The 25,267-nt window shown below is 61.2% G+C and carries 25 protein-coding genes; 14 read left to right on the top strand and 11 right to left on the bottom strand.

Annotated features, from left to right (window positions below):
• Window positions 1–4 precede the first annotated feature (4 nt).
• The 3 genes from BM400_RS05815 to BM400_RS05805 all read left to right on the top strand — a co-directional run bounded on the left by BM400_RS05815 (window position 5) and on the right by BM400_RS05805 (window position 2,120).
• Window positions 5–793 (top strand): sulfite exporter TauE/SafE family protein, encoded by a 789-nt coding sequence (locus tag BM400_RS05815; RefSeq protein ID WP_089837482.1) that lies wholly within the window; start codon window positions 5–7, stop codon window positions 791–793.
• A 106-nt stretch (window positions 794–899) separates the two neighbouring features.
• Window positions 900–1,313: a DUF971 domain-containing protein gene (locus BM400_RS05810; RefSeq protein WP_089837479.1), complete on the top strand. Its 414-nt coding sequence runs from the start codon at window positions 900–902 to the stop codon at window positions 1,311–1,313.
• 6 nt (window positions 1,314–1,319) lie between these two features.
• Window positions 1,320–2,120, top strand: coding sequence for a DUF3050 domain-containing protein (locus BM400_RS05805; RefSeq protein ID WP_089837477.1), 801 nt, complete (start codon window positions 1,320–1,322; stop codon window positions 2,118–2,120).
• A 17-nt stretch (window positions 2,121–2,137) separates the two neighbouring features.
• Here BM400_RS05805 and BM400_RS05800 read toward each other — a convergent pair whose 3' ends face one another.
• On the bottom strand, window positions 2,138–2,683 hold the full coding sequence (locus BM400_RS05800) for an LOG family protein (protein WP_089837474.1): 546 nt from the start codon (window positions 2,681–2,683) through the stop codon (window positions 2,138–2,140).
• Between the two features lie 278 nt (window positions 2,684–2,961).
• A complete protein-coding gene (locus BM400_RS05795; RefSeq protein ID WP_089837472.1) occupies window positions 2,962–3,384 on the bottom strand; it encodes a hypothetical protein in 423 nt (140 codons plus the stop codon).
• A 228-nt stretch (window positions 3,385–3,612) separates the two neighbouring features.
• On the opposite strand from BM400_RS05795, the gene BM400_RS05790 reads away from it, so the two are divergent.
• The 4 genes from BM400_RS05790 to add all read left to right on the top strand — a co-directional run bounded on the left by BM400_RS05790 (window position 3,613) and on the right by add (window position 9,317).
• Complete coding sequence (locus BM400_RS05790; RefSeq protein WP_245781705.1) at window positions 3,613–6,354, top strand: ATP-dependent helicase; 2,742 nt, start codon at window positions 3,613–3,615, stop codon at window positions 6,352–6,354.
• 56 nt (window positions 6,355–6,410) lie between these two features.
• Window positions 6,411–6,566 (top strand): hypothetical protein, encoded by a 156-nt coding sequence (locus BM400_RS21935; RefSeq protein WP_175528886.1) that lies wholly within the window; start codon window positions 6,411–6,413, stop codon window positions 6,564–6,566.
• A 160-nt stretch (window positions 6,567–6,726) separates the two neighbouring features.
• Window positions 6,727–8,259, top strand: a complete 1,533-nt coding sequence (locus BM400_RS05785) for an amino acid permease (protein ID WP_425432399.1) — start codon at window positions 6,727–6,729, stop codon at window positions 8,257–8,259.
• Between the two features lie 17 nt (window positions 8,260–8,276).
• The gene (add, locus tag BM400_RS05780) at window positions 8,277–9,317 is read left to right on the top strand and encodes an adenosine deaminase (protein WP_089837467.1); all 1,041 of its coding nucleotides are present in this window, start codon (window positions 8,277–8,279) and stop codon (window positions 9,315–9,317) included.
• 286 nt (window positions 9,318–9,603) lie between these two features.
• Here add and BM400_RS05775 read toward each other — a convergent pair whose 3' ends face one another.
• The 4 genes from BM400_RS05775 to rpsU form a co-directional block, all read right to left on the bottom strand.
• Entirely contained in the window at window positions 9,604–10,176 is a 573-nt protein-coding gene (locus BM400_RS05775; RefSeq protein WP_089837465.1) for a DUF4252 domain-containing protein, read from the bottom strand.
• A gap of 234 nt (window positions 10,177–10,410) precedes the next feature.
• On the bottom strand, window positions 10,411–11,379 hold the full coding sequence (locus BM400_RS05770) for a VWA domain-containing protein (RefSeq protein WP_245781704.1): 969 nt from the start codon (window positions 11,377–11,379) through the stop codon (window positions 10,411–10,413).
• 244 nt (window positions 11,380–11,623) lie between these two features.
• Window positions 11,624–12,082: a zinc-ribbon domain containing protein gene (locus tag BM400_RS05765; RefSeq protein WP_089837463.1), complete on the bottom strand. Its 459-nt coding sequence runs from the start codon at window positions 12,080–12,082 to the stop codon at window positions 11,624–11,626.
• A gap of 280 nt (window positions 12,083–12,362) precedes the next feature.
• Window positions 12,363–12,560, bottom strand: coding sequence for a 30S ribosomal protein S21 (gene rpsU, locus BM400_RS05760; RefSeq protein WP_013581735.1), 198 nt, complete (start codon window positions 12,558–12,560; stop codon window positions 12,363–12,365).
• Between the two features lie 143 nt (window positions 12,561–12,703).
• Here rpsU and BM400_RS05755 point away from each other — a divergent pair, with 143 nt between their 5' ends.
• Entirely contained in the window at window positions 12,704–13,219 is a 516-nt protein-coding gene (locus BM400_RS05755) for a gamma carbonic anhydrase family protein (protein WP_089837461.1), read from the top strand.
• Between the two features lie 34 nt (window positions 13,220–13,253).
• The gene (hisS, locus tag BM400_RS05750) at window positions 13,254–14,549 is read left to right on the top strand and encodes a histidine--tRNA ligase (RefSeq protein WP_089837459.1); all 1,296 of its coding nucleotides are present in this window, start codon (window positions 13,254–13,256) and stop codon (window positions 14,547–14,549) included.
• Here hisS and BM400_RS05745 read toward each other — a convergent pair.
• Window positions 14,546–15,328, bottom strand: a complete 783-nt coding sequence (locus tag BM400_RS05745; protein ID WP_089837458.1) for a hypothetical protein — start codon at window positions 15,326–15,328, stop codon at window positions 14,546–14,548. The genes hisS and BM400_RS05745 overlap by 4 nt on opposite strands.
• Before the next feature lie 154 nt (window positions 15,329–15,482).
• On the opposite strand from BM400_RS05745, the gene BM400_RS05740 reads away from it, so the two are divergent.
• The 3 genes from BM400_RS05740 to aspS all read left to right on the top strand — a co-directional run bounded on the left by BM400_RS05740 (window position 15,483) and on the right by aspS (window position 19,466).
• On the top strand, window positions 15,483–16,088 hold the full coding sequence (locus BM400_RS05740) for a DUF1287 domain-containing protein (RefSeq protein ID WP_141223817.1): 606 nt from the start codon (window positions 15,483–15,485) through the stop codon (window positions 16,086–16,088).
• A 54-nt stretch (window positions 16,089–16,142) separates the two neighbouring features.
• Entirely contained in the window at window positions 16,143–17,456 is a 1,314-nt protein-coding gene (locus BM400_RS05735) for an alkaline phosphatase family protein (protein WP_089837454.1), read from the top strand.
• Between the two features lie 156 nt (window positions 17,457–17,612).
• Window positions 17,613–19,466: an aspartate--tRNA ligase gene (aspS, locus tag BM400_RS05730; protein ID WP_089837453.1), complete on the top strand. Its 1,854-nt coding sequence runs from the start codon at window positions 17,613–17,615 to the stop codon at window positions 19,464–19,466.
• An 81-nt stretch (window positions 19,467–19,547) separates the two neighbouring features.
• Here the strand turns inward: aspS and BM400_RS21930 are convergent, their stop codons facing one another.
• Window positions 19,548–19,694, bottom strand: coding sequence for a hypothetical protein (locus BM400_RS21930; protein WP_175528885.1), 147 nt, complete (start codon window positions 19,692–19,694; stop codon window positions 19,548–19,550).
• A 45-nt stretch (window positions 19,695–19,739) separates the two neighbouring features.
• Complete coding sequence (locus tag BM400_RS05725) at window positions 19,740–20,480, bottom strand: Crp/Fnr family transcriptional regulator (protein WP_089837451.1); 741 nt, start codon at window positions 20,478–20,480, stop codon at window positions 19,740–19,742.
• 222 nt (window positions 20,481–20,702) lie between these two features.
• Here BM400_RS05725 and BM400_RS05720 point away from each other — a divergent pair, with 222 nt between their 5' ends.
• Window positions 20,703–20,960, top strand: a complete 258-nt coding sequence (locus BM400_RS05720; protein ID WP_245781703.1) for a KH domain-containing protein — start codon at window positions 20,703–20,705, stop codon at window positions 20,958–20,960.
• Window positions 20,961–21,187: 227 nt separating this feature from the next.
• On the opposite strand, the gene BM400_RS21925 is transcribed toward BM400_RS05720, so the two are convergent.
• Window positions 21,188–21,343 carry a hypothetical protein gene (locus tag BM400_RS21925; protein WP_175528884.1) on the bottom strand — a complete coding sequence of 52 codons (156 nt, stop codon included), beginning with the start codon at window positions 21,341–21,343 and terminating at the stop codon, window positions 21,188–21,190.
• Window positions 21,344–21,955: 612 nt separating this feature from the next.
• Between BM400_RS21925 and BM400_RS05715 the strand changes: the two genes are divergently transcribed.
• Window positions 21,956–24,433 carry an alpha/beta hydrolase family protein gene (locus BM400_RS05715; protein ID WP_089837449.1) on the top strand — a complete coding sequence of 826 codons (2,478 nt, stop codon included), beginning with the start codon at window positions 21,956–21,958 and terminating at the stop codon, window positions 24,431–24,433.
• A gap of 1 nt (window position 24,434) precedes the next feature.
• On the opposite strand, the gene BM400_RS05710 is transcribed toward BM400_RS05715, so the two are convergent.
• Window positions 24,435–25,265, bottom strand: a complete 831-nt coding sequence (locus BM400_RS05710; RefSeq protein ID WP_089837447.1) for a rhomboid family intramembrane serine protease — start codon at window positions 25,263–25,265, stop codon at window positions 24,435–24,437.
• Between the last annotated feature and the right edge of the window lie 2 nt (window positions 25,266–25,267).

The following is a 25,267-nucleotide window of genomic DNA, read 5'->3' as shown; positions in this document are numbered from 1 at the left end:
GACGATGACTTTGGCATGGAGCACGCACTGGCACTACCTCTGGCTGGTGCTGGCCTCGTTTGTGGCGGGGATTATGAACGCGATGGCAGGGGGTGGATCGTTCATTTCATTCCCCGCGATGCTTTCGATGGGCGTGCCCCCGGTGGAGGCCAATGCCACCAACACCGTGGCGCTCTGGCCGGGACAGTTGACCTCACTGGCCACGCTGCGGGGCGACATGCGCAAAGACCTGCTGCCGGTGATTACGGTGGCTTCGATTCTGGGCGGCGTGATTGGCGCGTTGACGCTGCTCAACACGAAGCAGATGACGTTCCTGCATCTGATTCCGTGGCTGTTGCTCTCCGGGTCACTGATCTTCGGGATCAGTGGACCGGTGTCGAAGTGGCTGCGGAGACGGTCGAAGGAGCATCCGGCTGAGCTTGGCGAGAGGCCTCTGCCGCTGGTTTGGGTCTTCGTCGCGATTCTGCCGGTTTGTTTCTACATCGGATACTTCGGCGCGGGCGGCGGGTTTCTGGTGATGACGATCCTGGCTCTGTTCGGCGTGGAAGAGATGAATGTGTTGAACTCGCTGAAGGTTCTGGCGGCATGCCTTTCGAACTTTTGCGCGATTCTGACGTTCATCGTGAGGGGTCGAGTGCTGTGGCACTACTGCCTGATCTCCATGGTGGCTGCGGGGCTTGGTGGCTACCTCGGCGCACGGTATGCGAGACGGACGAATCCCGCGGTGCTGCGTGGGTTGGTGGTGGCCACGGGATGCACGATAGCCGCGTACTTCTTCTGGAGGCAGAGTTGATATCGCCGCGTGACGTATTTGTCACTTATTTTTGTACATTTCATTCGGTGTTGGGCGGCGTGGCGATGAAGCCGCTGGACGACCGGGTCGCAAGGAAGGAGTTGGCATGAGCCATGAAGGCATCAGGATTGTAAGCGCGGAGCAGGCGGAGCGCGAAGCCGCCCCCGAGGTGAAGCTGCCTTCCGCGGCAGTTACCCCGGCGAAGGTAAAGGTGATGAAGACCGAGGGGACGGGCGTCGAGATCGCATGGAAAGACGGGCATGTGAGCAAGTGGACGTTCGCGTGGCTGCGCGAGGCTTGTCCCTGTGCGACGTGCCATGAGGCTCGCGATGCCGATGGGCGCAAGCCCGGGGTCGCGAAGCCGCAGCCCGCTTCCCTGCTGCCGATGTTCAAGGCTCCGGTGAGGCCGCTGGAGGCGACCCCCGTGGGCAAGTATGCGCTGCGATTCAAATGGAACGATGGACACGAGAGCGGTATTTATTCGTGGGAGTATCTCCGGCGATTGCCGGAAGGGGAGTAGGGATTCATGGAACTGGTTGGATGGAATGATGCGCAGCCTGAGCCGCTGCAGGAGCTGGCAGAGAGGCTGAGGCCTTTGTATGAGCAGTTGGCGCAACATCGGCTGTACCGTTCGTTTGCCTCGATCGAAGACCTGCGAGTGTTTCTCGAAGCGCATGTGTTTGCGGTGTGGGACTTCATGTCGCTGCTGAAGGTGTTGCAGCGCGGACTGACCTGCGTGGATGTGCCATGGGTGCCGAGTACGTTCCCCGTGAGCCGCCGCTTGATCAACGAGATTGTGCTTGGCGAAGAGAGCGATGTGTATGCGGGCAGGCCGGCGAGCCACTTCGAGATCTACCTGATGGCGATGAAGGCCTGCGGTGCTTCGACCGTGGCGATCGATGCCCTGGTCGCGGGCGTGCGTCGCGGCGAAGAGATCGATGGGCTGCTTGCGGCGGCTCCGGTGGAGGCACGGGAGTTTGTGCGGACCACGTTTGGGTTTATCAAGTCGGGCAAGCTGCATGCTGTGGCGGCGGCGTTTACGTTTGGACGCGAGGATCTGATTCCGGATATGTTTCGCAGCTTCATTCGCGACCAGAACGACGCGATGGAGGGCCGGCTCGAGATGCTGCGGTGGTACATGGAGCGGCACATCGAAGTCGACGGCGATGAGCATGGGCCGATGGCTCTGCGGATGATTGCAGAACTGTGCGGGAATGACGCTGCGAAGTGGCAGGAGGCTTCCGTCGCGGCAGAAGAGGCACTGCTGGCGCGGATCGCGTTATGGGATGGTGTGGTGGAAGGGATCGAGTTGCGGCGAGAGGAGTAGCCGCAACTCGATCTCGCTCAGGCGATGCCGAGCTGCTTGAAAGCATCCTCTACGGTATCGGCGACGAGCAGGATGTCGCGATTCTTCTGCTTGAGGACGCCCTCGGCGACGCAATGATCGAGGAAGGCAAGCATGGGTTTGTAAAAGCCCGCGGTGTTGAGCAGGAGGATGGGCTTGGTGTGGATCTTGAGGGTCTGCCAGGCCAATACCTCGAAGAGTTCTTCAAAGGTGCCGAAGCCGCCGGGCAGGACGATGAAGGCGTCGGAGCGCTCTCCCATGAGCGCCTTGCGCGTGTGCATGGTGTCGGTGATGTGGAGCTCGGAGAGACCGTCGTGGGCGACCTCGAGATCGACGAGGACCTCGGGGATGACACCGACGACGTGACCACCGCTGGCGATGGCGGCTTCGGCTACGGCCTGCATGAGGCCGACCTTGGCGCCGCCGTAGATGAGGCCGATTTGATGTACGGCGAGAGCACGGCCCAGGGCTTCGGCCTGCTCACGATAGATGGGGCGCGCGCCATTGGCTGAGGCGCAGAAGACGGCGATATTGCGGATGGACATGGTGCTGCTATTGTCGCAGGGTTTAGCGTACGCGGGCTATGCTGCCGAAGCCGCACAACCCGCGAGACACCATCGAACATAAGTCTACTTCGGACAAAAAGTGTTGCAGGCTGCACTGGCTCGAGAGCCGATGCATGTGGAGAGAGCGTATTGGGCTACAGAGCTTTGCGCGCTCTGTCCACATGCATGGGCTCTTGGTTTGGTTGCGGGTTGGCTACTTCCGCTCCATCCTTTGCGAGCGACGCAAAAGATGGAGCGCCAACCGGGGGGAGGACTGCTTAGTTCAGGACGACGGTGTTTCCCTTGAGCGTGTTGGAGACTTCGCAGATGATGGAGCCGGCTTCACGCTTGTCGGAGGCGGTGGTGGTGGTGATGCGGGTACCGACGGCGAGCTTGACGGGGAGCGTCTGGCCCTTGGCCACGGTCATGACCTGGTCGCCGGCGCGGAGTTCGATGTCTGCTCCCGAGCGGTTGGCCACGTTGAAGCTGACGGTCTGGGCGGTGCCGCCGAGCGAGGCATCCGCAGCCTTCTTATGGCTGAAGATGGAGGCCTGAGCAGGCGTGGGGAGGAGCATCATGGTGAGGGTGGCGGCGGCGAGGGTGGACGTAGCGAAGGTGCGGATCGAGTTCGAGAAGGTCATGGCAGTGCTCCGGTTTGGATTGAAGTAGCGAATCATGTCGAGGTGCCGGCCACCCTTCATGTCGCACTTGGTAATACGCGGTGGGTTCCAGAAGGTTCCGTGATTTTCGAGAAATAATTTTCTTTTTCTGTGAATCGTCCGTGAACGATTTCGCCAATAAAGACGCGGTGTTCACGCATGGACAGAGATGTCCGGCAATGGACAGCGAGGGTCCGGTGACGACATGGATGCACGGTCCGATTAGGCATCCGTTGCACAGCGATTTAAGATAGGGAGTGGAGTCAAACGATGGCGTCGAAGCTTCTTGAAAAGATGAACCCGCAGCAGCAGGACGGGATCGTATCGGTGGATGGTCCCGTCCTTTTGCTCGCTGGAGCGGGGAGCGGCAAGACGCGTGTGATCACGCATCGCATCGCCTACCTTATTGAAGAGCGCGGCGTACCCGCGGACTCCATTCTGGCCGTGACCTTTACGAACAAGGCTGCGAAGGAGATGGAAGAGCGCGTCGAAAAGATCATGGGACACAGCTCGCTGGCCAAGCCTACGCTTGCGACCTTCCATAGCTTTTGTGTGCGTGTGTTACGTCGCGATATTGAGGCGATGCGGGTGAACGGCGTTGGCTTGACGCGCACGTTTGCCATCTATGACGAGACCGATCAACAGGCTGTGGTGAAGACGGCGTTGAAGAGGCTTGGCATCGACGACAAGCAGTTGAAGCCGCGGGTTGCGCTTGGCCGGATCAGTTGGGCGAAGAATCACATGATCGATCCGCAAGAGTACTTTCTGGCTTCGACCAATCCGTTGGAAGAGAAGATCGCGCACATCTTCGAGATCTATCGCAAAGAGTTGTTCAAGGCGAACGCACTGGACTTCGACGATCTTCTGCTTGAGACGGTGCGGTTGCTGAAGAGTTCGAGCGAGGTTCGGGATCGTTACAACCGCCGTTACAAATATCTCCTGATCGACGAGTACCAGGATACGAACAGGCCGCAGTATGAATTGATGAAGCTGCTTGGCTCGCATGGCAACGTGTGCGTGGTGGGCGATGAGGACCAGTCGATCTATAGCTGGCGCGGCGCGGATATTCGCAACATCCTGGAGTTCGAGAAGGACTTTCCGGAGGCGAAGACGATTCGCCTGGAGCAGAACTATCGCTCGACGCAGAACATCCTCGAGGGTGCCGGCGCGGTCGTCGCGCAGAACACGCAACGCAAGGGCAAGAACCTTTGGACGGCGCGCGAGGGTGGGTCGCTGATTGGGTATTACGAGGCTTCGGATGGCGAGAACGAGGCGATCTTCATCGCGGACCGCATTCACAAGTATCTGCGGACGGCGGGCGAGACGGAGGAGGCTCCGCGGTGCGCTGTTCTCTATCGGACCAACTCGCAATCGCGTTTGGTGGAAGAGGCGCTGCGGCGGTACCAGATTCAGTACCACATGGTGGGGGGCTTCTCGTTCTATGACCGTTCGGAGGTCAAGGACATTCTGAGCTATCTGAAGCTGGTGCAGAATCCGCATGACTCGATTGCCCTGGGGCGCGTCGTGAACTCACCAACGCGTGGCATCGGCAAGACGACGATGGAGGTCATCGAGCGGATTGCGCTGACGACGGGCATGAGTTCGTGGGATGCGATCGGCAAGGCTGTGGAAGATCGTCTGCTGCCGCAGCGGGCCTTGATCGCGCTGGAGGGATTCAAGAGGCTGATTGAAGATGCGCGGGCGATGATCGGCGCTTCGTTTGCCGAGAAGCTGCTGGAGGACGTCGGGGCGATTCCGGAGGACGCCGATACGTCGTTCGGGTTCGGCGATGCGGAGGAGGAGTCGCTTGCGCTGGCGGCTGGCGCGGCCGAAGAGGCAGATAACACGTTCGATACGAGCTTCAACTTCAACTTCGATTTTGGGCCGAGTGAAGAGGTTTCGACCATTGCGCCGGAGAACGCGACTGACACCGATGCGGCGCATGGCATCGATGCGATCGCCTTCAATCCGTTTGCTCCGGTGGTGTTGAAGAAGAGTGCGGCGGATACGCGGAAGCAGCTTCTAGAGGCCAAGGAGATCGAGAATACGAGGGACAGGGCAGAGGCTGAGAGACCGGCGTTCCGTAAGCCGGGAGATCCGGCCACGCTGCCCGAGTTGATCAAGTTTTTGAACGATCGGAGCGGTTACATTCGGGCGCTCGAGGATGAGGCTACGCCGGAGTCGTTCTCGCGCATTGAGAACCTGAAGGAACTGGCGAACGCGGCGCAGGACGCGCAGGAGCGCGGCGAGACGCTGCATGAGTTCCTGGATCATGCGGCTTTGGTGTCGGATGCGGATCAGTACTCGGCCGACGCGCGGGTGACGCTGATGACGCTGCATGCGGCGAAGGGTCTGGAGTTTCCGCTGGTGTTCCTGACGGGCATGGAGGAGGGGCTGTTTCCGCATTCGCGGACGTTGACCGACCCCACGGGCCTCGAAGAAGAACGGCGGCTCTGTTATGTAGGCATGACGCGCGCGATGGATACGCTGGTGATGACGAGAGCGCGCTACCGGCGGCGCTACGGAAGCGATATGCCGGAGTCGAGCATGGCCTCGCGGTTCCTGGAAGAGGTCCCGACGCGTCTGGTCGAGGACCTGGGGAGCCCCGGGATGGGCATGGGCTCGGCGTATGGGGCCCGGCGCGGGAACGAGGACGGCGAACGGCATTATTCGTATGAGGATGAGGACCAGCGGCCTTCGAGCGGTCTGTCGCGATCCTACGGGTCCAACCGTGCCGGGATCGGCGGGAAACCGGCGGGCTCGATCGATAATGTGGCGAATTTCTTTGCGGCGCGTGGTCAAAAGTTCGGCGGAAAGCCGAAATTGGCGGTTCCGGAGCAGACGGGGAAGACCGGTTTGCAGAAGAGTGTGCGGGTCCGGCATCCGAAATATGGCGAAGGAATGGTCGTTCAGCGCGAAGGCGATGGGGATGACGCGAAGATTACAGTACAATTTCATCAGCACGGCGTGAAGAAGCTGGTGGAGAAGTTCGCCCAGCTCCAAATCCTGTAAAGGCGCGCCCTGTACTCCGACATCTCTTAGAAGATTAGAAAGATTGGCAACGACTCATGGCGAATACAAAGAGCATTACCGACACCGAAGAACGCAAGAAGATCAAGCGCGCAGCACGCAAGAAGGCCGCTCCCAAGGCTCCCCGTACGGGCGCTCGCGGTGAGAACAAGGCGAAGCTGAAGAAGGCTGCACGCGGTCAGAGCAAGCGGTAGTCTGAGGCGGCTCCGCGCTTGCCGCGTGGAGCCGCTGCCTGCGGCGCCTGCTTTTCCTTACGGAGAAACGGTGCTCTTGCTGTAGTTTCTTCTTACACCCTTTGGAGAAACGCACCTGGCCAGGCAAAACTTTCGGACTCAATTCTTTCGAACCAAGTCCATCGACAAACTGATTCATGAGTCGGAGCAGCCGGAGAACGCGCTGCGTAAGACGCTTGGGCCGGTCTCTTTGACAGCTTTGGGTATCGGAGCCGTGATCGGGTCGGGCATCTTTACGGTGATCGGCACGGCGATCGGCGGCAATCCCTCGCAGACGGTGTCGGTGGCGAAGTCGCCCATCATCGATCTGGTGGTGGGGCTGCTGCATGGACATCTGGGTGCGGTTGCCGGACGGCCTGGCGCTGGACCGGCTCTTGTGCTCTCGCTGCTTCTTGTGGCTACGGTGTGTGCGCTGACCGGCCTCTGTTATGCGGAGCTGGCAAGCATGATCCCCATTGCGGGGTCAGCGTATACCTATACCTACGCGACGCTGGGTGAGTTGATCGCGTGGATCATCGGCTGGGACTTGATCCTGGAGTACGCCTTCTCCAACATGAGCGTCAGCGTGGGCTTTGCGGCGCATGTAGTCGATCTGCTGGACTGGCTTGGGGTTCCTATGGCGCCGAAGTGGCTTTCGCCTGCGTACCTGCCGCTGGGGCTACAGGATCTTGCGGGGAAAGATATCTTTGCGCCGGGCTGGCACTTCGGATTCGATATTCCGGCGTTCATCATTGTGTTATTGCTGACCGTCGTTCTGGTGCGCGGCATTCGTGAGTCGGCCCGGACGAACAACATCATGGTGCTGATCAAGATCGCGGCCATCCTGTTGTTTGTGAGCTTTGGTCTGAGCTTCATCCACACCTCGAACTACGTGCCATTTTCGCCGAACGGGTTTACCGGTATTCTGGCCGGTGGGTCGATCATCTTCTTTACGTATATCGGGTTCGATTCGGTCTCGACCGCCAGCGAGGAGTGCAAGAATCCCCGGCGGGATGTGCCAGTTGGGATTATCGCGACGCTGGTGATCTGCACGATTCTCTACATGGGCGTGGCGGCTGTGCTGACGGGCATGGTGCCGTGGCAGTCGGTTGCGGGCGATGGAGCGCCGGTGGTGACGGCGCTGAAGCGGCTTTCCCTCACGCCAGGCGGTCACCGGCTGCACTGGGTGCGGCTGGCGGTGCTGATCGGCGCGCTGGTTGGGATGGTTTCGTCGATTCTCGTGTTCCAGCTTGGACAGGCGCGGGTGTGGTTTGCGATGAGCCGCGACAGGCTGCTGCCGGATATCTTCTCCAAACTGCACCCCAAGTTTCGGACGCCTGCGTTTGCGACGTGGGTGGCGGGCATTCTGGTGGCGATCCCCTCGGGTCTATTCGACGTCGGATCGTTTGCCGAGATGTCGAATATCGGGACATTGTTTGCGTTTGTGCTGGTTTCGATCGGCGTGATCGTGTTGCGGTACAAAGACCCGGCGCGGCATCGCGGCTTCCGGGTTCCGTTCGGGCCGGTGATTCCGGTGCTGAGCACGCTGTTCTGCATCCTGCTGATGGCCGGGCTGCCGGCGATTACGTGGATTCGTTTCTTCGTCTGGCTGGTGATCGGGCTCTTCGTTTACTTCTTCTATAGCCGCAAGCGGAGTGAATTCTACGAGGGCTGACGCGGTAGACTTTAGGGATGGCCCGACGTATTCCTCAACCTGACTTAGAGATCGACCCTGAAGGTTGGCTCCGTGGTCTCCCCAAGGTAGAGCTGCACATTCACCTGGAAGGCACGATTCTGCCTGAGACGCTTGTGGTGTTAAGCCAGAAGCATGATGCCGAGCCCCTGACGCTCGCGGCGGCGCGGCAGCTTTATACCTACGCCGACTTCATCGGCTTCCTCATGACCTTCAAGGCCGTCACGGAGCGTCTGCGTACGCCGGACGACTACGAATTCATCACGTACGAGATGGTCAAGACGCTGGCGAAGCAGGGCGTGGTGCATGCCGAGGTGTATATCTCGTTCGGCATTCTGAACAAGCAGGGGCGGCTTGCGGTTCCGGACGTGATGGAGGCGATTGAGCGCGGGCGGATGCGCGGCGAAGTCGACTTCGGCACAAGCGTGTACTGGATTATCGACGCGGTGCGGCACTTCGGCGTGGAGGAGGCTGCGGTCGTGTTTCGACAGGCGGCGGAGATGCGGGCGGAGTATCCGAGCATCGTGGGGATCGGGATCGGCGGCGACGAGGCGCGGGGTTCGGCGGACCTGTTCCGGGAACTCTACGCGGAGGCTCGCGAGGCTGGGCTGCGGCTGACGGCGCATGCGGGTGAGTCGATGGGGCCGGGGTCGATCTGGGCCGCGATCAACATTGGTGCGGAGAGGATTGGGCACGCGCTGACGGCGGATCAGGATCCGGAGCTGATGGAGATTCTGGCCGAGAGGCAGATTCCGCTGGAGATGAACGTGACGTCGAACATCCGGACGGGGTGTTGCGTGGACTTCGAGAAGCATCCGGTGAAGGAGTACTTCGACGCCGGACTGATGGTCACGCTGAACTCGGACGATCCGCCGATGTTTGGGAGCGATCTTCTGGGGGAGTATGTGCTGGCGTTCAAGAACTATGGGTTTTCCCTGGATCAGTTGCGGGAGGTTGCGGCGAATGCGGTCGAGGCAAGTTTCCTGCCGCCGCAACGGAAGCTGGCGCTTTTGCAGCAAGTGGAACGGTACGAAAACTGAGTTGTCAGCTGAAGGCGGCGTGCTGCCGTATCGATTGCCAGCAACATCGCCGAAGATCTGCACGCTCTACGCGAAAGGATTTCCGGAACTTCGTCATCATCGCTCACGGAAGCAACTGCGTGCTACAAACACAGTGAGTGATCGCCGCACGACTGAATTTCGCCTCTCATCGCCGGATCGAAGAGACAGAGACGCTCTCCAATGAAATTGGCCAGATGCGAAGTGGGCTGACGAAGTATCTCGCCAGCCCAAAGCCATCCGGCCCCAGTTAGAACTTACAACTGCCTTACTTCCCTGGAGGCGCGGCCACCATGACAGCGCTGGGGTCTACCTTGGGGATGCCGAAGTGGCCACTGAGATGAACGAGGTCGAGTGGGCGCAGGAGGCCTGAGACCTCGATGACGTTCATGTTCTTCGGTCCGCGCATCATGACCATCACATCGTCGATCTCGGTGCCGTGAAAGTGCAGCCAGAGATCCGTCATCATGGACGTGGGCTGGGCGCTCTGGCCCGGCGTTGCGTTCGCATTGACGAGGTGCTTCCAGCCGGCGGCCGAGTAGGTCTGGATGATGTTCGACATCACCTCCGGCGTGTAGAAGGCCGGGCGGTGGTATTTGAAGTTCTGGATGGTGATGGAGTTGACCGCGGCCGTGAGGCGGTGGCCGTCAACGCCGTTCTGATCCATGATCTGGTCGGCCGCCTCCATCATGTTGCGGTCGAGCGTGAACGAGGTGTGGGTCGCGGGCTCATCGGCGAGGTTGGCGAGGCTCTCGGGAATGCCGCGGGGCTGCTGGGCGTGGAGAGCGAGCGGTGCCGCTAAGGCCAGAAGGAGAGTGGTCGAGGCAAAGGTCAGGCGCATGGAGTTTATCCCCTGCTCGTTTAGACACGGACTTTTGGGAAAAGTTTACTTCGTCCCGGGCGGGCGGCGGTCACGGAGCCTGCGACAGGGTCTTCGTGACTCGTATACCGGTGTTGCCGACTCCAACGATGCAGGGCCTTCCGTTGGCCGACATAGATTTTTGTTCCCGACGAACGGAAGGCCACGCGAAGCGGCAAGAAGGCGTGTGAACGTCCGCCGTCCGCGCAGGCGCTCTTATTCGGCCTTGGGGGCGAAGTAGCCGGTACGGGCGCGGACGTTGTAGTGGCGGTCCAGCGCCTGGAGATAGATCGTGCGGAAGCTTCCATCGGCCTTGAAGTCCGAGGGCTTGTACTCGAGCGAGTACTGGCTGCGCAGCTCCTCTTCGATGTTGTGGAAGCCTACGGCTACATCCTCGATGCGCTTGGGGTAGAAGGGTGTTCCGCCGGTGGCTGCTGCGATGTCCTTGAGGACGTCATCGCCCTTGCCTTTCGAGAGCGAGACATTGGTCGAGATGGTGTAGACGATGGTCTCGGCGCGCTGGCACATCTTGATGGCGTCGGTCTTCGAGGCGCGGCTGTAGTCATCGTCGCCGTCCGAAACGAGCACGAGCGCGCGGCGGACGTTGCCCTCGTCCTTCAGGGTCAACATCTGGTCGCGGCAGGTGATGTAGAGGTTGTCGAAGAGCGCGGTGCCGCCGCCGGGGCGGAGTTTGTCGATGCCGGCGGTCAGGAAGGCGATGTTATTGGTGTAGTCCTGCGCCATCTCGATCTTGATGTCGAAGCCCTCGACGAAGGCGCGGTCGTTCTTGTGGAGGACCTGCACGAGGAACTCGCTGGCGGCCTCCTGCTCGAACTTGAAGCGGCCACGGATGGAGGCGCTGGTATCGAGCATGACGCCGACGCGCAGAGGCAGGTTCGTCTGCTGGGTGAAGTGGTAGACGCGATCGGGGCGTTTTCCGTCGTCGAGCAGGCCGAAGTTCTCGCGGCGCAGGCCCGTCACGAAGCGGCCATGGCTGTCGGTTACCGTGAAGATGAGGTTGACCTCGGTGATGCCGGCTTTGATGGTGGTGAGAGGCTCGCTGGAGTCGGGCTGCTGCTGTTGCGCCGGGAGAGCGGGAGCTGGTGTCTGGGCGTAAGCGGCGAGGGGTGCCAGCGAGAGGGCCAGGAAGACGTTACGGAGACGGGAGATGCGGAAGGCAGTCACGGGATGATTTTACCTGCGGACGAGGTGATTTTGCTGCATTTCGACTGGAAGTGATTGGACGGGTGGGATTTGCAGAGGTTTCGGAGAGATTGCTAAAAGATTGTGGGGAAAAGGCGGAACAAGCGGGAAAAAGAGACAAAAGCCAAATGCTGGGTGGAAGACGATCGCACCTTCCCTTCTTGTGGCTTGGTTGTTGCTTCTCTTTCCCGTCTTTCCGCCTTTCCCCAACAGCCCTTTGCTTGTTTCAGTTGCTGTTCGCGAGCGAATCGGAGGGTGATGCGATCATCTCGGCGACGAGATCGACGGAGGCAGTGGACTGCTCCAGCACGGCGACGGGCGTCGCGGAGATCATGTCGGCGGTCATCTGCTGGGGCGTCGCGGCGGTCTCGGGCACGGCGACTCGCTTGCCCTGGAAACACTGGCGACAGAGAACCGGACGGCCCTGGGTCGGCTTGAAGGGCACGGTGGTCTCGATGCCGCACTCCGAGCACATGGTGCGAGTCTCGGTGCGGGAGATACCGGCAGCGGCAGGACCTGCCCCAGCGGCGGCAGCAACCATACCCGCGCGGCGGGACTTACATGGCTTGCAACGCTTTGGGTCATTCTTGAACTGCTTATCCAAAAAGAACAATTGCTCACCTGCCGTGAAGATAAACTCCTGGCGGCAGTCAGCGCAGATCAGCAGGCGGTCCACGAAATCCATATCAATTCTCCCAAATGCGGAGAAAGAATGATTGCTTTAGGGATACGGACGCGCGCCGCCCCGGCGATCAAGCTTTCATTTTGAAGGGGGCCCGGGAAACTGCAACGTGTGGTTCGATTGTGATTCTACGTACGCCGGATCGACTGGTTCATCCAGTCCGGACGTATCTTACGTCGTAACCTGGATGGGCGTCCGCTCATTGGGACGCCCGCTCCAGGACACAGAGCCAGGAATGTACAGCGAAGTACAGCCAGGTACGACGGTTACGGCAAGACGATGATTAGTCCTGCTCTTTACGGACCTTCTTGCGGTTGCGCTTGCGGGCAAGCGCCTCCTTGACGCGCTTCTTTTCACCTGGCTTCAGGTAGAAAGAGTGACGCTTGACTTCCTTGATGATGTCTTCGGTCTGAACCTTACGCTTGAAGCGACGGAGCGCGTTCTCGAGCGGTTCGCCTTCTTGAACTCGAATCTCTGCCAAGAGATATACACCTCTTCCCTTGCCTGCTGGCAACCTCTAGGATACTCCAGCGAAGGGGAAACGCACAGTCTTTTGAGGCCAAAGTCGACGGAAAGCATGACGATTCCTTCATTTTCGTGACGGGACGGGAATAGAATGCGGGGATGATACGGAGCTTTCAGGGGGTATTTCCCGTAGTGGGCGCGGGAAGCTACATCGACCCGTCGGCCCAGGTGATCGGCGATGTCGTGATCGGGGAGCATTCCAGCGTGTGGATGAACGCCGTGCTGCGCGGCGACGTGAACGCCATCCGGATCGGTTCGAAGTCGAACGTTCAGGACTGCGCCGTGCTGCATGGGCAGCGGTACAAATATTCAGTGACGGTCGGCGATCTGGTCACGATCGGCCACAACGCGACCGTCCATGGCTGCGTGCTGGAGGACATGGTGCTGATCGGGATCGGCGCGAGCGTGCTGAACAACGCGCGGATCGGCGAAGGGTCGATCGTCGCGGCAGGCGCGGTGATCCCGGAGCAGATGGTGATTCCGCCAAACTCGCTGGTCGCGGGCGTGCCGGGGAAGATCAAGCGGACGCTGGGGGATGCGGACCGGGAGTTGATCCTGAAGTATGCCGGGAACTATCTGGACTATACGAAGATCTATCTGGCGGAGATGGAGTAAAGAGATCTCCTGATTTCGATAGACTAGAAGGTCTATGGCTTCTTCTTCGATCAAGGCAGTACGCGGCACGCGGGATCTCCTCCCCCCAGAAACGGATCTTTGGAATCGCGTGGAGGCTACGGCCCGCGCCGTCTTTGCACGTTACGGCTTCGGCGAGATCCGCACGCCTTTGTTTGAAGAGACTTCGCTCTTCGCGCGCGGCGTCGGCGAAGAGACCGACATCGTCTCCAAAGAGATGTACACGTGGGAGGACAGGGCGCGCGCGGCGAGCGAAAAGGCTCAGTCGCTGACGCTGCGGCCGGAGAACACGGCCGGCGTCGTTCGCGCGTATATCGAACATAAGCTTGGGGATACGGGGAATCTGCAGAAGCTATTTTATATTGGGCCGATGTTCCGGCGGGAGAGGCCGCAGCGTGGCCGGTACCGGCAGTTCTGGCAGATCGGCGCCGAGGTGATCGGACCGCCGACCTCCGGTGCGGAGTCGGCGGTTCGCGACGCCGAGGTGCTGGAGATGCTGGCCTCCCTGCTCGATGAACTGGGCATCACCGGGTGGACGCTGAGCGTGAACTCGGTGGGATCTTCCACCGACCGGCCACGCTACGTTGCCGCGTTGCGCGAGGCTCTCGCGCCGATCAAGGATCAGCTCAGCCCGGATAACCAGCGTCGCGCCGAGACCAATCCGCTGCGCGTGCTGGATTCGAAGGAAGAGACCGACCAGGCGCTGATCGACGGTCTGCCGAAGATCGCGGACTTCCTCGATGCCGAATCGACCGAGCACTTCCGGCAGGTGCTGGCGGCGCTCGATGCGTGCGGCGTGCCGTACACGGTGAATCCGCGCCTGGTGCGCGGGCTGGACTATTACACCCGGACGACCTTTGAGTTCAGCCACTCCGTCGGCCTCGGGAGTCAGAATGCGCTGCTCGGCGGCGGACGGTATGACGGTCTCTCGGAGATGCTGGGCGGGCCGCGCGCGCCGGGAATCGGATTCGCGATCGGTGAGGACCGGCTGATTCTCACGTTGCAGGCTCAGGCCAAGGCTGCTTCCGCGACGAAGAAGCTCGATGCGTTCATCGCCCCCATGGGCGTGGAGCGCAACGCCGCCGCGCTGGCTCTTGCGAAAGACCTTCGGAGAGCGGGGCTGTCGGTCGAGGTCGGCGACGGTGGGTTCCGCCTGAAGAAGTCGTTCGAGGCCGCGGACAAGGTCGCGCGGAGAATTGTCATTCTCGGCGAGGACGAGGTCGCGAGCGAGGTCTACACCGTGAAGGAGTTCGCCACAGCCACGCAGACGAAGGTGCCTAAGGCAGAGCTGGTGGAAGCGCTGCAAGCTTAGGGCAGCTTTTTGTCGACGAGCAGGGCTGAATCACCGCTGGGAGAGACCTTGGTGCCGATTAGCGCTTCGATCCGGTCCCAGACCTGGCGGTCGTTTTCGATCTCGATGTGTTGCCGCATGAAGGTGCGGGCGAACCACGGGTAGCCGTCGAGCGGCACCGGGCTACTGCGGTAGCTGGATTGAAAGTTCCCAAGGATGGTCGTGCGCTTCGGGTCCATCGCCTGAATGGTCGCCCGTCCGTGGAGAAGCCCCTCGGTCTGATAGAAGTTGATGGCCTCGTGGACGTTCGGCGGAATGGTGCCGTCGTCTTCCGCGAGCTTTTCGACGCTGTCGACCTGCACGGTGAGCAGGACGGGGATATTCATGCCCTGGAGACGTTTCGCCAGCGTGATGGTCTCGGACGCACCCCAGCTATGGCCGTAAAGGACGATCCGGGCGGAGCTCTTTTCGGCCGGGCTAAGGCATCCGTCGCGGTTCTCGTCGAGCAGGTCGAGCAATCTATCGAGGGCGTGGGTCGCGTCGTGGTTGGCAAAGACCTCGGTATGAAGCGTATCGGGATAGCGGCGCTGGAGCTGCTGCGCCATCAGGGCTTCGCGGTGGACATAGTTTGTGGCGTGCACGCGGCCGCCCATGAATCCGAGGACGATAAGCTTGCGGGGTGCCTCAGAGGTGCGCTGCAGCGCGGTGGGCGTGGCGCAGAAGAGAGCCGTCTTCGCGTGAAGCTGGGTGGAAAAGGCGGCGATCAGAAGAAGTGCTAGGGAGGCCCGTGCGATTCGCATGATGTGCTCTCTGCGCGATGGCGTATCTCGTGTCCGTGGCGAACACACTCTGGATTGGATCACAGCGGCTGTACGATTGGCTCTTTTTCATGGAGATCGGTTTTGCAGGACGGAAACAGCGCTACGATAGGGGCGTCTGCTGGGAGTGGGAACGATGCTTCGTCGCGAGTTTCTGATCGGTTTGGCATTGGCGGCAACGGTACGCCCGGAGAAGCCTGGCGTCCGTCTGGCCCGCGCGGCGCGAGCTCAGCTCGGCGTGACCAGAGGGTACGATCCCGGGTACGCCCGAATCGCGTTTCCAAACGGCGATGTACCGCGCGAAACCGGGGTCTGCGCCGATGTCGTCGTGCGCGCCGGACGAAATGGGCTGGGGCTCGACCTGCAGGAGCTTTTGCATACGGATATCGCCAAGAACTTCGGGGCCTATCCGGCACGGGCAACGTGGGGACAGACGAAGCCGGACACCAACATCGACCACCGCAGGGTGCCCAATCTGGAGACCTTCTGGGCCCGGACAGGATGCCAGATCTGGGTAGCGAAAGGCGCGGTGGCCGGCAACGAGTTCCCTGCTCCTCTCCTTGTCGGCGATATGCTGAGCTGGCGTCTGGGCGGACGGTTGCCGCATGTCGGCGTGGTCAGTTCGGTGGACCTGCTGGGAGCGGTCGTGGTGCACAACATCGGCGGTGGCGTGGAGGAGAATCGTTTGTTCGGGTTCCGCGATCAGAAGGCGTTCGGCCACTATCGTCGGCCTTCGGCTTAACGCACATCGATTACTATGGCGATGTCTGGTGTCCATCTTCTTCCAAGGATTCTTATGCGTTTTGCTCTTCCCATGCGTCTTCTCTCCGCCACCCTGGCCCTTTCGTGTGTCTGTGTGGCGCAGCCGGACCGCAAGCCGATGGTGGTCGTGATCAGCCTGGACGCGTTCGCGGCGGAGAGCCTGAAAGATCCGAATCTGCCGGCTCCTACGCTGCACTGGATGATGAAGACGGGAGCTTACGCGGCGGCGATGCAGCCCATCAACCCGACCGTGACCTGGCCGAACCACACGGCGATCATTACGGGAGTCAACGCCTCGAAGCACCATGTGCTGGTCAATGGATTGATCCAGGGACAGCGCGGCACGGATGATCCGAAGATCCAGTTCGCCGCACCCAAGAAGGTGCTGGTCGCGGTACCGACGGTGTATGACGCGGCCCACGAGGCCGGGTTGACGACCGCCGAGGTCGACTGGGTCGCGATCACGCATCCCGGAACCATCGACTGGAGCTTTCCCGAGCGCGCCGATGAAGGGCCGATCGTGGACGATCTCGTGAAGGACGGATCGATGACGAAGGACCAGGTCGCGCACTTCTTCAAGCCGTCGCAGGCCTGGCGCGACCGCATCTACACGCTCGCGGCGGTGGACATCCTCAAGAAGCACCACCCGAACCTGAGCCTCTTCCACCTGCTCGCCCTCGACGGCATCGAGCACAAGACGGGGTACGGCAACGACGCGGGACGCAACACGATCGCATTCCTGGACGATCGCGTCAAGGACATCGTGGACGCGGTGCGGGAGGGCGGCGACCTCGACCGCACCACCTTTATCATCGTCTCCGACCATGGGCAGGAGAGCACGCACTATGTCATGCACCCCAACGCCCTGCTGCGCGACAGCGAATCGAAGCCGGGTGGCCAAACCTACGCGATCCCCGAGGGCGGCTACGCGCTGCTCTACCAGCAGCATGCGACGCCGGAGTCGACCGAGGCGCTGGCCAAGGTGTTTCGCGGGCAGAAGGGCGTGAGGGCTGTGCTGACGCCGGAGCAGGCCGCGAAGGATGGCTGGCCGACGCCCGCGCAGACCAACCAGGCACCCGACCTGCTGCTCTACGCCCAGGACGACTACAGGTTCGGCGATGGCGACAAGGAGCCATTCGTAACGACCGCGCTCGAGGCCGGCGCGCACGGCTTCCCCAACACCGTGCCGCTGATGCAGGCGATCTTCATCGCCTCCGGACGTGGGATCAAGGCCGAAGGCAAGATTCCGGCGATCCCGAATATCGATGTGGCACCGACCATCGCGAAGCTGCTGGGAATCTCGTTTACGGGGATCGACGGAAAGCCGCTGACGGCGATTTTGAAGTAAGACAAAGGCGCCCTATGCGGGCGACGGTCACTTCGTGACACGTATTGCGCTTCGCGGTGGGCCTCCTGTTGGTCGGTAATAAATTTCGTTGCCGACCAATGGGGTAAGACGCCCGAGGGACTAAAAGGGCTTGCGAACGCCTACAATAGAAACATTGTGACACTCGACTTTTTAGGCACGCTCGAACGCACCAAGTACTGCGGAGATCTCCGCGCTAGTGATGACGGTACGACCGTCGTTTTGATGGGCTGGGTGAACCGGCGCCGCGACCATGGCAACCTGATCTTCCTCGATCTGCGCGACCGCACCGGGCTCGCCCAGGTGGTGCTCGATAACGAGTTCGCCCCGATTGCACACGGCAAAGGCGAGCAGTCGCGCCCTGAGTACGTGGTTGCGGTCGTTGGCAAAGTCCGCCGCCGCGCCGCCGGCCTCGAAAATCCGAATATGGCCACCGGCGAGGTCGAAGTGCTTGCCAGCGAGTTGCTGATTCTGAACGAGGCGAAGACGCCTCCCTTCCCGATCGCGGAAGAGGGCGCGGTGAACGAAGAGGTGCGGCTGAAGTACCGCTATCTCGACCTGCGCCGCCCGGCGATGCAGTACAACTTCGCGCTGCGCAGCAAGGTCGCGCGTGCCATCCGCAACTACCTCTCGGACGAGGGCTTCCTGGAGATCGAGACGCCGTTCATGACGCGGTCGACCCCCGAAGGCGCGCGTGACTATCTCGTGCCCAGCCGCGTGCATGGCGGCCAGTTCTATGCGCTGCCGCAGTCGCCGCAGATCTTCAAGCAGATCCTGATGATCTCGGGCTTCGACAAGTACTTCCAGATTGCGCGCTGCTTCCGCGATGAGGATCTCCGCGCGGATCGCCAGCCGGAGTTCACCCAGATCGATCTCGAGATGACGTTCCCGCGGCAGGAGACGGTCTTCAAGGTCGTCGAGGGTTTTTTGACCGCTGCGTTCAAGACCGCCGGCATCGATCTCAAGACGCCATTCGTGCAGATGACCTACGACAACGCCATCGCGAAGTACGGCATCGACAAGCCGGATATGCGTCTGCCGGCGATGGTCGATCTCTCAACCGAGCTGACGGCGGAGCTACGCGAGACGCTGAAGATCGAGCAGGGCTTGCCTGTGCTCGGCTTCACGATTCCCCGCGTCGGCGAGCTGAGCGGCACGGCGCGCAAGTCGCTATTGAGCGAAATTCGCGCGAGCTTTGGCGATTCGGGACTCGATGTGCTCGATCTCGCTCGGCTGGGCACCAACGAGACCTTCGCGCCGCTGGCGAACGCGATCCACGCACAGCTTTCGACCGAGCTGGAGACCTTCTACGGCAAGGCGCTGGAAGCGGGCGATTTGAGCGTTGTCGTGACGCCGAAGCTGGGCACCCCCGCGATGTGGAACTACGACGTGCAGTGGATCTGGAAGAAGGTCGGCGCGCTTCGTCTGCAGCTCGGCCAAAAGTATGCCGACAAGCACGGCTTCTACACCAAGACCGGCACCGAGGCGGACTTCAAGTTCCTCTGGGTCACCGACTTCCCCATGTACGAGTGGGACGAAGAAGCGAAGGTCTGGAACGCCGCGCACCATCCCTTCACCTCGCCGCACGAAGAGGACATCAAGGCCGGTCGCCTGACGTCGGACAAGGGTGCCGTCCGCGCACTCGCCTACGACGTTGTGCTGAACGGCACGGAGCTCGGGTCGGGCTCGATCCGTATCCACCGCAAGGATGTGCAGGCGGAGATCTTCCGTTCGCTCGGCATGTCGGATGAAGAAGCAAAGGAGCGCTTCGGCTTCTTCCTCGATGCGCTTGAGTACGGCACGCCTCCACACGGCGGCATCGCGCTTGGGCTGGATCGTATCGTCATGATCCTGGCCGGTGCGACGAGCCTCCGCGAGGTGATCGCATTCCCGAAGACGGCCAAGGCGATCGACCTGATGGTCGATGCTCCGAGCGATGTGAGCGAACAGCAGTTGAAGGAACTCAGCCTGCGGATCGCAACACGCAGCTAAGGGTTCTTCTGCGGAAAAGGTCCACATCCGGCTTCGGAGGTGGACCTTCTGCTTGAGCGGGTGCACGTTCCGTGGGAGCGATCACAGCCCTGTATCGCAGACCTCAATGGCCTCGCTGAGATGGGCGAACAGGAAGGGCGCCGAGAAGAGCGCGGTGACGCCGTTATCGAAGGTCACCAGCACTCCATTATCGATACATTCCGTTTCCGTAATGCAAAGTGGTTCCATATCTCTGACACTAGGCTTTTCGGGGAAGCTTGTCGGTATCGGCTCTTACAGAGCGACGCAGCGGAGGTCTTTGCTCCGGTCCTCGGAGTGGCTGAAATTGGCGTAGTGATCCAGGTGGTCCTTGATCACCTGGTAGCACTCACAGGACCTTTTCTTGAGCCCCGCAACGTCCAGGATGCGAATCTCGCCCCGAGTGTAGTCGATGAGTCCTTCCAGCTTCAGCGTCCTGGCTGCAATGGAAACCGAGGGCCGCGTGCTTCCCAGCATCTCCGCCAGAAAGTCGTGCGACATCGTGAAGTTGTCGTCGTTTCCCCGGTCCGCGCAGATCAGGAGCCATCGGGCCAGACGGCTTTCGACCTCATGCTTCGCATTGCAGGCCGTGGATTGCGCCGACTGCACGAGCTGCGCCTGGACATACGCCAGCGCAAGTCTTTGGAACTGGCCGCCACACTCGAATTCGCGCCTGGCGGCTTCCATGAGGCACGAGTATCCACGGCCCGCGATCTGGGTATAGACCCGATTCAGACTCTTCTTCGTCCCCATCAAGGCGGATACGCCGATGACGGATTCGTAACCGAAGGTGCCAACCTCGACCTGCGCACCATTCATAAAAGTGACCGTCATGGAAGCCATGCCTGCCTCGACGAAGAACAGGTGTTGAATCGGCTTGCCGGGAAATTCGAACTCGTGCTCTACCTCGAAGACAACCGGTTTGAGATTGAGCCGCAGGATAATGTCGGGATGGAGCGCCTTCAGGATGGTGTTTCGAAAGACGGGAATCGGCATGCCTTTTCACCTGCACAATCTTTGGGCTGGCAAGGGCTTGCGGTCCCTCCGACCAGCAGGATAGAAGAGGAGACCTGTCGATACTGTTCCCCATTGCTCATCGGAAACATTTTTTCAATCTCATGAGCCAGATCGCGGCGCAAAGCTCCAAACGCAACAAGTGGAAGGAGATCATCCATATTTTGCTTGTGTGCGCTATGTCATCCTGCGAACATAGTGGCTATGAAGGGTACGATCCTGCACAGTCTGCTGATCGGCGTCACCAGGGCTCTCGTGGATTCTCCTGAGCTCGTCTTCGTGACGGTCACCCCATCGGAGCGTGGCTACAACCTTGATATCCAGGTGGCTTCGTCGGACATCGGCAAGGTGATCGGCAAGCAGGGGCGGACGGCCCGGGCGATTCGAAGCATTGTCGGAGCGGCCGCCGTGAAGCTGAAGACCACGGCCTGTGTGAACATAGCCGCTCTTCCGCTTCGTTGAACCTCTCAGAGCAATTCGGCTCAGCATGTCCAGGGAGAACCCGCTATCGTTGGTCTTCGAGGTGGGGCCCATGCAAGGCAAGCATACGATTTTCGATACCCGAAGAGTGTCGCTGGACGATGACCGGGAAGGCTCGAGCTCTACCGGTCAACGCGGCGAATCCCCCATCGCGCATGTGTCTCCTGCACCGTCGCCTCTCGCGGACAAGCGTGAGGGCCCAGCACCCTTCAAACCGAACCGGAGTCTTCATCTGATTCGCGCACGGGCCTGAGCGCAAGAAGCTCATCGACGGAATACTGTGCGTGCGTCCCGTCCGAAAAGCTGACGAAGATACCGTCTCCATGATCACGGTCCACTGCTGTCACCAAAATCGTATCTGCCATACGCCCTCCGTTGCGGGCTGGATGTTAGCCAATTGCCTCGAGGCTCTATGCGACCCGTTATGTACCATCATCGCGAAAATGGCGACGGAACGTGGGATTCCATCTGCCCAACGTGCTTCCGGACGACCGCCCATGCCTCGACGGAACCACTCCTGCCCAGGCTGGAAATACACCATCGCTGTGCGCTCGACTCCGTGGCACGGATGATGATGACGAATGACCGCGAGGGTCGAGGCCAGGTGCAGCCTGTACTCTGCTTGCTCTCAACCGAGACCTCGGTCCCTCACACATGAATTCCACGCTAGCCGCCAAACGCTTGTCGGTCATCCTTCCGACATAAGGGAACTTTCCAGCGGACTCCGCCTGGTGGCTATCCCAATCTGGCTGCCGTGGGCCAGAGGACGGCCACTATAGAGGAACCTCTATCCCTCGCAGTCGCAGTCGCCAAGGGCTCGTTCCGTAGCCACAGACCGTGACCGGCCCCTTCGCCCGTTCGTGTATATTCGCACCATCGTTTCCAGGATGATGGCCTTCCCCGCGCGTGCGTTTCCCCGGCACTTCCGCGCTGCGCCATCGCGTTGGACGAGAGATCGGCAAGCGGAGACACAGGCAATGAAGCGGATGGTTCGTTGGACAGGCGTATCGGTCGTGGCACTGGGCACATTCGCAGCAGGAGCGCAGACCGCGCTAACCTACCAGAAGCCGCCCGCGCCCATTGAGCAGTTGCTGGACGCCCCTCGCACGCCTGAGGTGCTGCTCTCGCCCGATGGCAGGACCATGCTGATCCAGCAGCCGGCGACGTTCCCCACGATCGCCGATGTCGCCCAGCCGCGCTATCGCCTCGCAGGCATTCGCTTCAACCCGAAGGTAAGCGGGCCGAGCGTGGAGCAATACGCGATCGGTGCGAGTTTGCAGCGCGTCGGAGGACCAGCCAGGCTGATCACCGGCCTCCCGGCCAAGATGAGGCTGACCAATGCCGTCTGGTCGCCGGACTCGAAGCACGTGGCGTTTGTGGAGCGCAACGACGTTACAGCAACAGCCGGGCTGGAGCTCTGGGTCATCGACGTGGTGGCGTCTCATGCGCATCGACTCGGCACCGTGCATCTCGATGCCGTGCTTGGCCGCACGCCCTGCGAGTGGCTCCCGGACGCGAAGGCATTGCTGTGCAAGGTCATTCCCACACCACGCGGCGCGGCTCCCAGGCAGAGCGAGATTCCGGCAGGCCCTGACATCAGTGAGAACCTGGGCAAGGTCACACCCGCTCCCACCTATGAGGACATGCTTCAGACCGAGACCGACTCAGCGATCTTCGAGTACTACGCCACCTCGCAGCTTGCGGTTGTGCCTCTGGTTGGCCCCGCCCGCATGCTTCCGGTAAAGGGCATGCTCGAAGGCGTATCGCCGTCACCCGACGGCAGGTACGCCCTGGTCTCGATGCTGCACCGGCCCTTCAGCTACACGGTTCCGGCGCAGCGTTTTCCGATGAAGACCGAGATCGTCACGCTGAAGGCCGGGGTGCCGAAGGTTCTGCAGGATCGCTCCCTGCTCGACAGCCAGCCCATCTCACGCGACGCCGTCGAGCCCGGACCGCGCGACTACCAGTGGCGCAGCGATGCACCCGCGACTCTGGTCTGGGTGGAGGCCGCGGATGGAGGCCGGCCGAAGAAAGGCGCAGCGGTCTACGACCGCGTCCTGTCGCTGCCCGAGCCGTTCGAAGGCCAGCCGACGATGATCTACGAGGCTCCGTTGCGGATCGCGCGCGGCGGCCCGGGCGGCGGACGCGGCATCGAGTGGGGCAACGAGCACCTGGCCATCGTCAGCGAGGCTCGCTTCTCCGATCGCAAATCGATGCTGGTCGCATTCGACCCATCATCGCCCGGCAACGGGATCAAGACGCTTTATTCCGGCTCGTCGCAGGAGCGCTACAAGAACCCCGGACGCCCGCTGACGGTCGAGAACGCCAGCGGCAAGCGCGTGCTGAAGCTTACGGCGGACGGTCAGGGCGTGTACTTCGTCGCGCCGGGCGCAACGCCCACGGGCGACAAACCCTTCCTCGCGGTCATGCCCCTCAGCGGCGGGGCAGAACAGATCCTCTTTCGCTCCTCGGATCCCTATTACGACGAGCCTGTAGCCCTGCTGCCGGACGACAAGGTCTTGATCCGCCGCGAGAGCCAGACCATGTCGCCGAACTACTTCGCGGCTCCCTTCCACGGTGGCGATCCCGTAGCCCTGACGGTCTTCCCGGCACGCTATGCCGGCGTCAAAATGCCCACCAAGCAGCTTCTGAAGTACAAGCGCGCCGACGGCGTCGACCTCACCGCGACCCTGTGGCTGCCGGCCGGCTACGACAAGAGCCAAGGCCCACTGCCCACGCTCATGGAGGCCTATCCCGCCGAGTTCAAGACGCGCGACGCAGCCAGCCAGGTGGCGGGGTCGCCCAACCGCTATCCCACCTTCGGCGGGCAGTCGCATGTGTACCTCGTGCAGTCCGGCTACGCCATCCTCGATAGCGCTACGATTCCCATCATCGGCGAAGGCGACCAGCAGCCGAACGATACCTACGTGGAACAACTCGTCGCAGGAGCCAAGGCCGCGATCGACGAAGGCGTTCGCCTGGGAGTCGTGGATCGCTCGCGCGTTGCCGTCATGGGCCATAGCTACGGTGCCTTCATGACCGCCAACCTGCTGGCCCATACCGATATCTTCCGGGCCGGTATCGCGGAGAGCGGCGCCTACAACCGCAGCCTGACGCCCTACGGATTCCAGAACGAAGACCGCACGTACTGGCAGGCGCCCGACCTTTATAACAAGATGTCGCCCTTCAGTTATGCGGACAAGATCAAGACGCCCATCCTGCTCATCCACGGCGAAGCCGATGACAACACCGGCACCTATCCCATCCAGAGCGAACGCTTCTACGCCGCGCTGAAGGGCCAGGGAGCCACGGTGCGGCTGGTCTTTCTGCCACTGGAGCCGCACGCGTACGGCGCGCTGGAGACCAGGCAGCATGTGCTGTGGGAGATCGACCGCTGGATGAACACCTACGTCCGGCCTGCGGTCTCTCCGATCCAGAAGACGGCTGCGAAGTAGGCTAGTTCATCCACCGCTTGTCGGTGGGATCCTTGTCATCCGGCGCGACGTAGCGGCCTTCCTTGTCGAAGTGAACCTCGCGGTCCTGCTTGCGCATGTAGACCTCGAACTTCTTCGCGGCATTGCGGCGCTTGCGGCGGTAATAGTCGTTGCGCATCGCGTAATAGCGTTCGGAGAGGTTGAAGCTCGCGTTCGGCAGGAAGCCGCGGCGCGGCGCATAGCGCATATAAAGGTAGCCCGCGAGTCCGCAGCACAGGCAGGTCAGCGCACCGAAGCGGTTCGGCCCAAGGATAAGGATCGCGAGATAGTAAAGCCCGTAGATAGCAACGAGATACTTCAGCTTCAAGGTAAAGATGAAGTTGAAGCGAATCATCTCTTCGCCGGACACGTAGGCGGAAGCCACAAGAAGAGCGAGGATGGCTCCGCGCGGCCCGGCCGCAGCCACCAGAGGACTCATGCGGAAGAGCCCGGTCATGGCCAGCAGCGCGGCGAACAGCGCCCCGGCAGCCGAGGTAAGAAGGTAGTACTCCGTCAGCCAGCGGCTGCCGAACTGATCCTCCAACTGCGAGCCGAAGAACCAGAGCGTCAGCAGCCAGAAGATCGTGTTCAGGATGCCGGTCACGACAAACTCGTACGTGAAGAGCTGCCAGACCTGACCGTGGAAGAGCGTCGCCGGGATCAGGGTGACGAAGCCGAGGAGCCTCTCCAGCAGGTCCGGCGAGAAACTCCCCAGTACGGCGATGGCGAAGAAGGCACCCAGGCTGATGAGAACGAGCCTGCGTGTCGCTCCGTGAAACGGGGGGAAAGTAAGCGTGATGGGGCCGCGTGCCATGT

Origin of the sequence: Granulicella pectinivorans, assembly GCF_900114625.1 — a bacterium.
Classification (GTDB): domain Bacteria; phylum Acidobacteriota; class Terriglobia; order Terriglobales; family Acidobacteriaceae; genus Edaphobacter; species Edaphobacter pectinivorans.
The sequence above is the reverse complement of the archived record's forward strand: the minus strand, read 5'-3'. Positions and strand labels throughout refer to the sequence as shown.

What these genes read in the sequence shown, in the direction of transcription:
- BM400_RS05725 (WP_089837451.1), bottom strand. Translation starts at nt 20,480, where the DNA reads ATGCCGATTCCCGTCTTTCGAAACACCATCCTGAAGGCGCTCCATCCC.
- hisS (WP_089837459.1), top strand. Translation starts at nt 13,254, where the DNA reads ATGGCTTCTTCTTCGATCAAGGCAGTACGCGGCACGCGGGATCTCCTC.
- BM400_RS05755 (WP_089837461.1), top strand. Translation starts at nt 12,704, where the DNA reads ATGATACGGAGCTTTCAGGGGGTATTTCCCGTAGTGGGCGCGGGAAGC.
- BM400_RS05810 (WP_089837479.1), top strand. Translation starts at nt 900, where the DNA reads ATGAGCCATGAAGGCATCAGGATTGTAAGCGCGGAGCAGGCGGAGCGC.
- BM400_RS21925 (WP_175528884.1), bottom strand. Translation starts at nt 21,343, where the DNA reads ATGGCAGATACGATTTTGGTGACAGCAGTGGACCGTGATCATGGAGAC.
- BM400_RS21930 (WP_175528885.1), bottom strand. Translation starts at nt 19,694, where the DNA reads ATGGAACCACTTTGCATTACGGAAACGGAATGTATCGATAATGGAGTG.
- BM400_RS05790 (WP_245781705.1), top strand. Translation starts at nt 3,613, where the DNA reads ATGGCGTCGAAGCTTCTTGAAAAGATGAACCCGCAGCAGCAGGACGGG.
- BM400_RS05805 (WP_089837477.1), top strand. Translation starts at nt 1,320, where the DNA reads ATGGAACTGGTTGGATGGAATGATGCGCAGCCTGAGCCGCTGCAGGAG.
- BM400_RS05775 (WP_089837465.1), bottom strand. Translation starts at nt 10,176, where the DNA reads ATGCGCCTGACCTTTGCCTCGACCACTCTCCTTCTGGCCTTAGCGGCA.
- BM400_RS05795 (WP_089837472.1), bottom strand. Translation starts at nt 3,384, where the DNA reads ATGAAGGGTGGCCGGCACCTCGACATGATTCGCTACTTCAATCCAAAC.
- BM400_RS05745 (WP_089837458.1), bottom strand. Translation starts at nt 15,328, where the DNA reads ATGCGAATCGCACGGGCCTCCCTAGCACTTCTTCTGATCGCCGCCTTT.
- add (WP_089837467.1), top strand. Translation starts at nt 8,277, where the DNA reads ATGGCCCGACGTATTCCTCAACCTGACTTAGAGATCGACCCTGAAGGT.
- BM400_RS05710 (WP_089837447.1), bottom strand. Translation starts at nt 25,265, where the DNA reads ATGGCACGCGGCCCCATCACGCTTACTTTCCCCCCGTTTCACGGAGCG.
- BM400_RS05765 (WP_089837463.1), bottom strand. Translation starts at nt 12,082, where the DNA reads ATGGATTTCGTGGACCGCCTGCTGATCTGCGCTGACTGCCGCCAGGAG.
- BM400_RS05715 (WP_089837449.1), top strand. Translation starts at nt 21,956, where the DNA reads ATGAAGCGGATGGTTCGTTGGACAGGCGTATCGGTCGTGGCACTGGGC.
- BM400_RS21935 (WP_175528886.1), top strand. Translation starts at nt 6,411, where the DNA reads ATGGCGAATACAAAGAGCATTACCGACACCGAAGAACGCAAGAAGATC.
- BM400_RS05815 (WP_089837482.1), top strand. Translation starts at nt 5, where the DNA reads ATGACTTTGGCATGGAGCACGCACTGGCACTACCTCTGGCTGGTGCTG.
- BM400_RS05720 (WP_245781703.1), top strand. Translation starts at nt 20,703, where the DNA reads ATGAAGGGTACGATCCTGCACAGTCTGCTGATCGGCGTCACCAGGGCT.
- BM400_RS05735 (WP_089837454.1), top strand. Translation starts at nt 16,143, where the DNA reads ATGCGTTTTGCTCTTCCCATGCGTCTTCTCTCCGCCACCCTGGCCCTT.
- BM400_RS05740 (WP_141223817.1), top strand. Translation starts at nt 15,483, where the DNA reads ATGCTTCGTCGCGAGTTTCTGATCGGTTTGGCATTGGCGGCAACGGTA.
- BM400_RS05800 (WP_089837474.1), bottom strand. Translation starts at nt 2,683, where the DNA reads ATGTCCATCCGCAATATCGCCGTCTTCTGCGCCTCAGCCAATGGCGCG.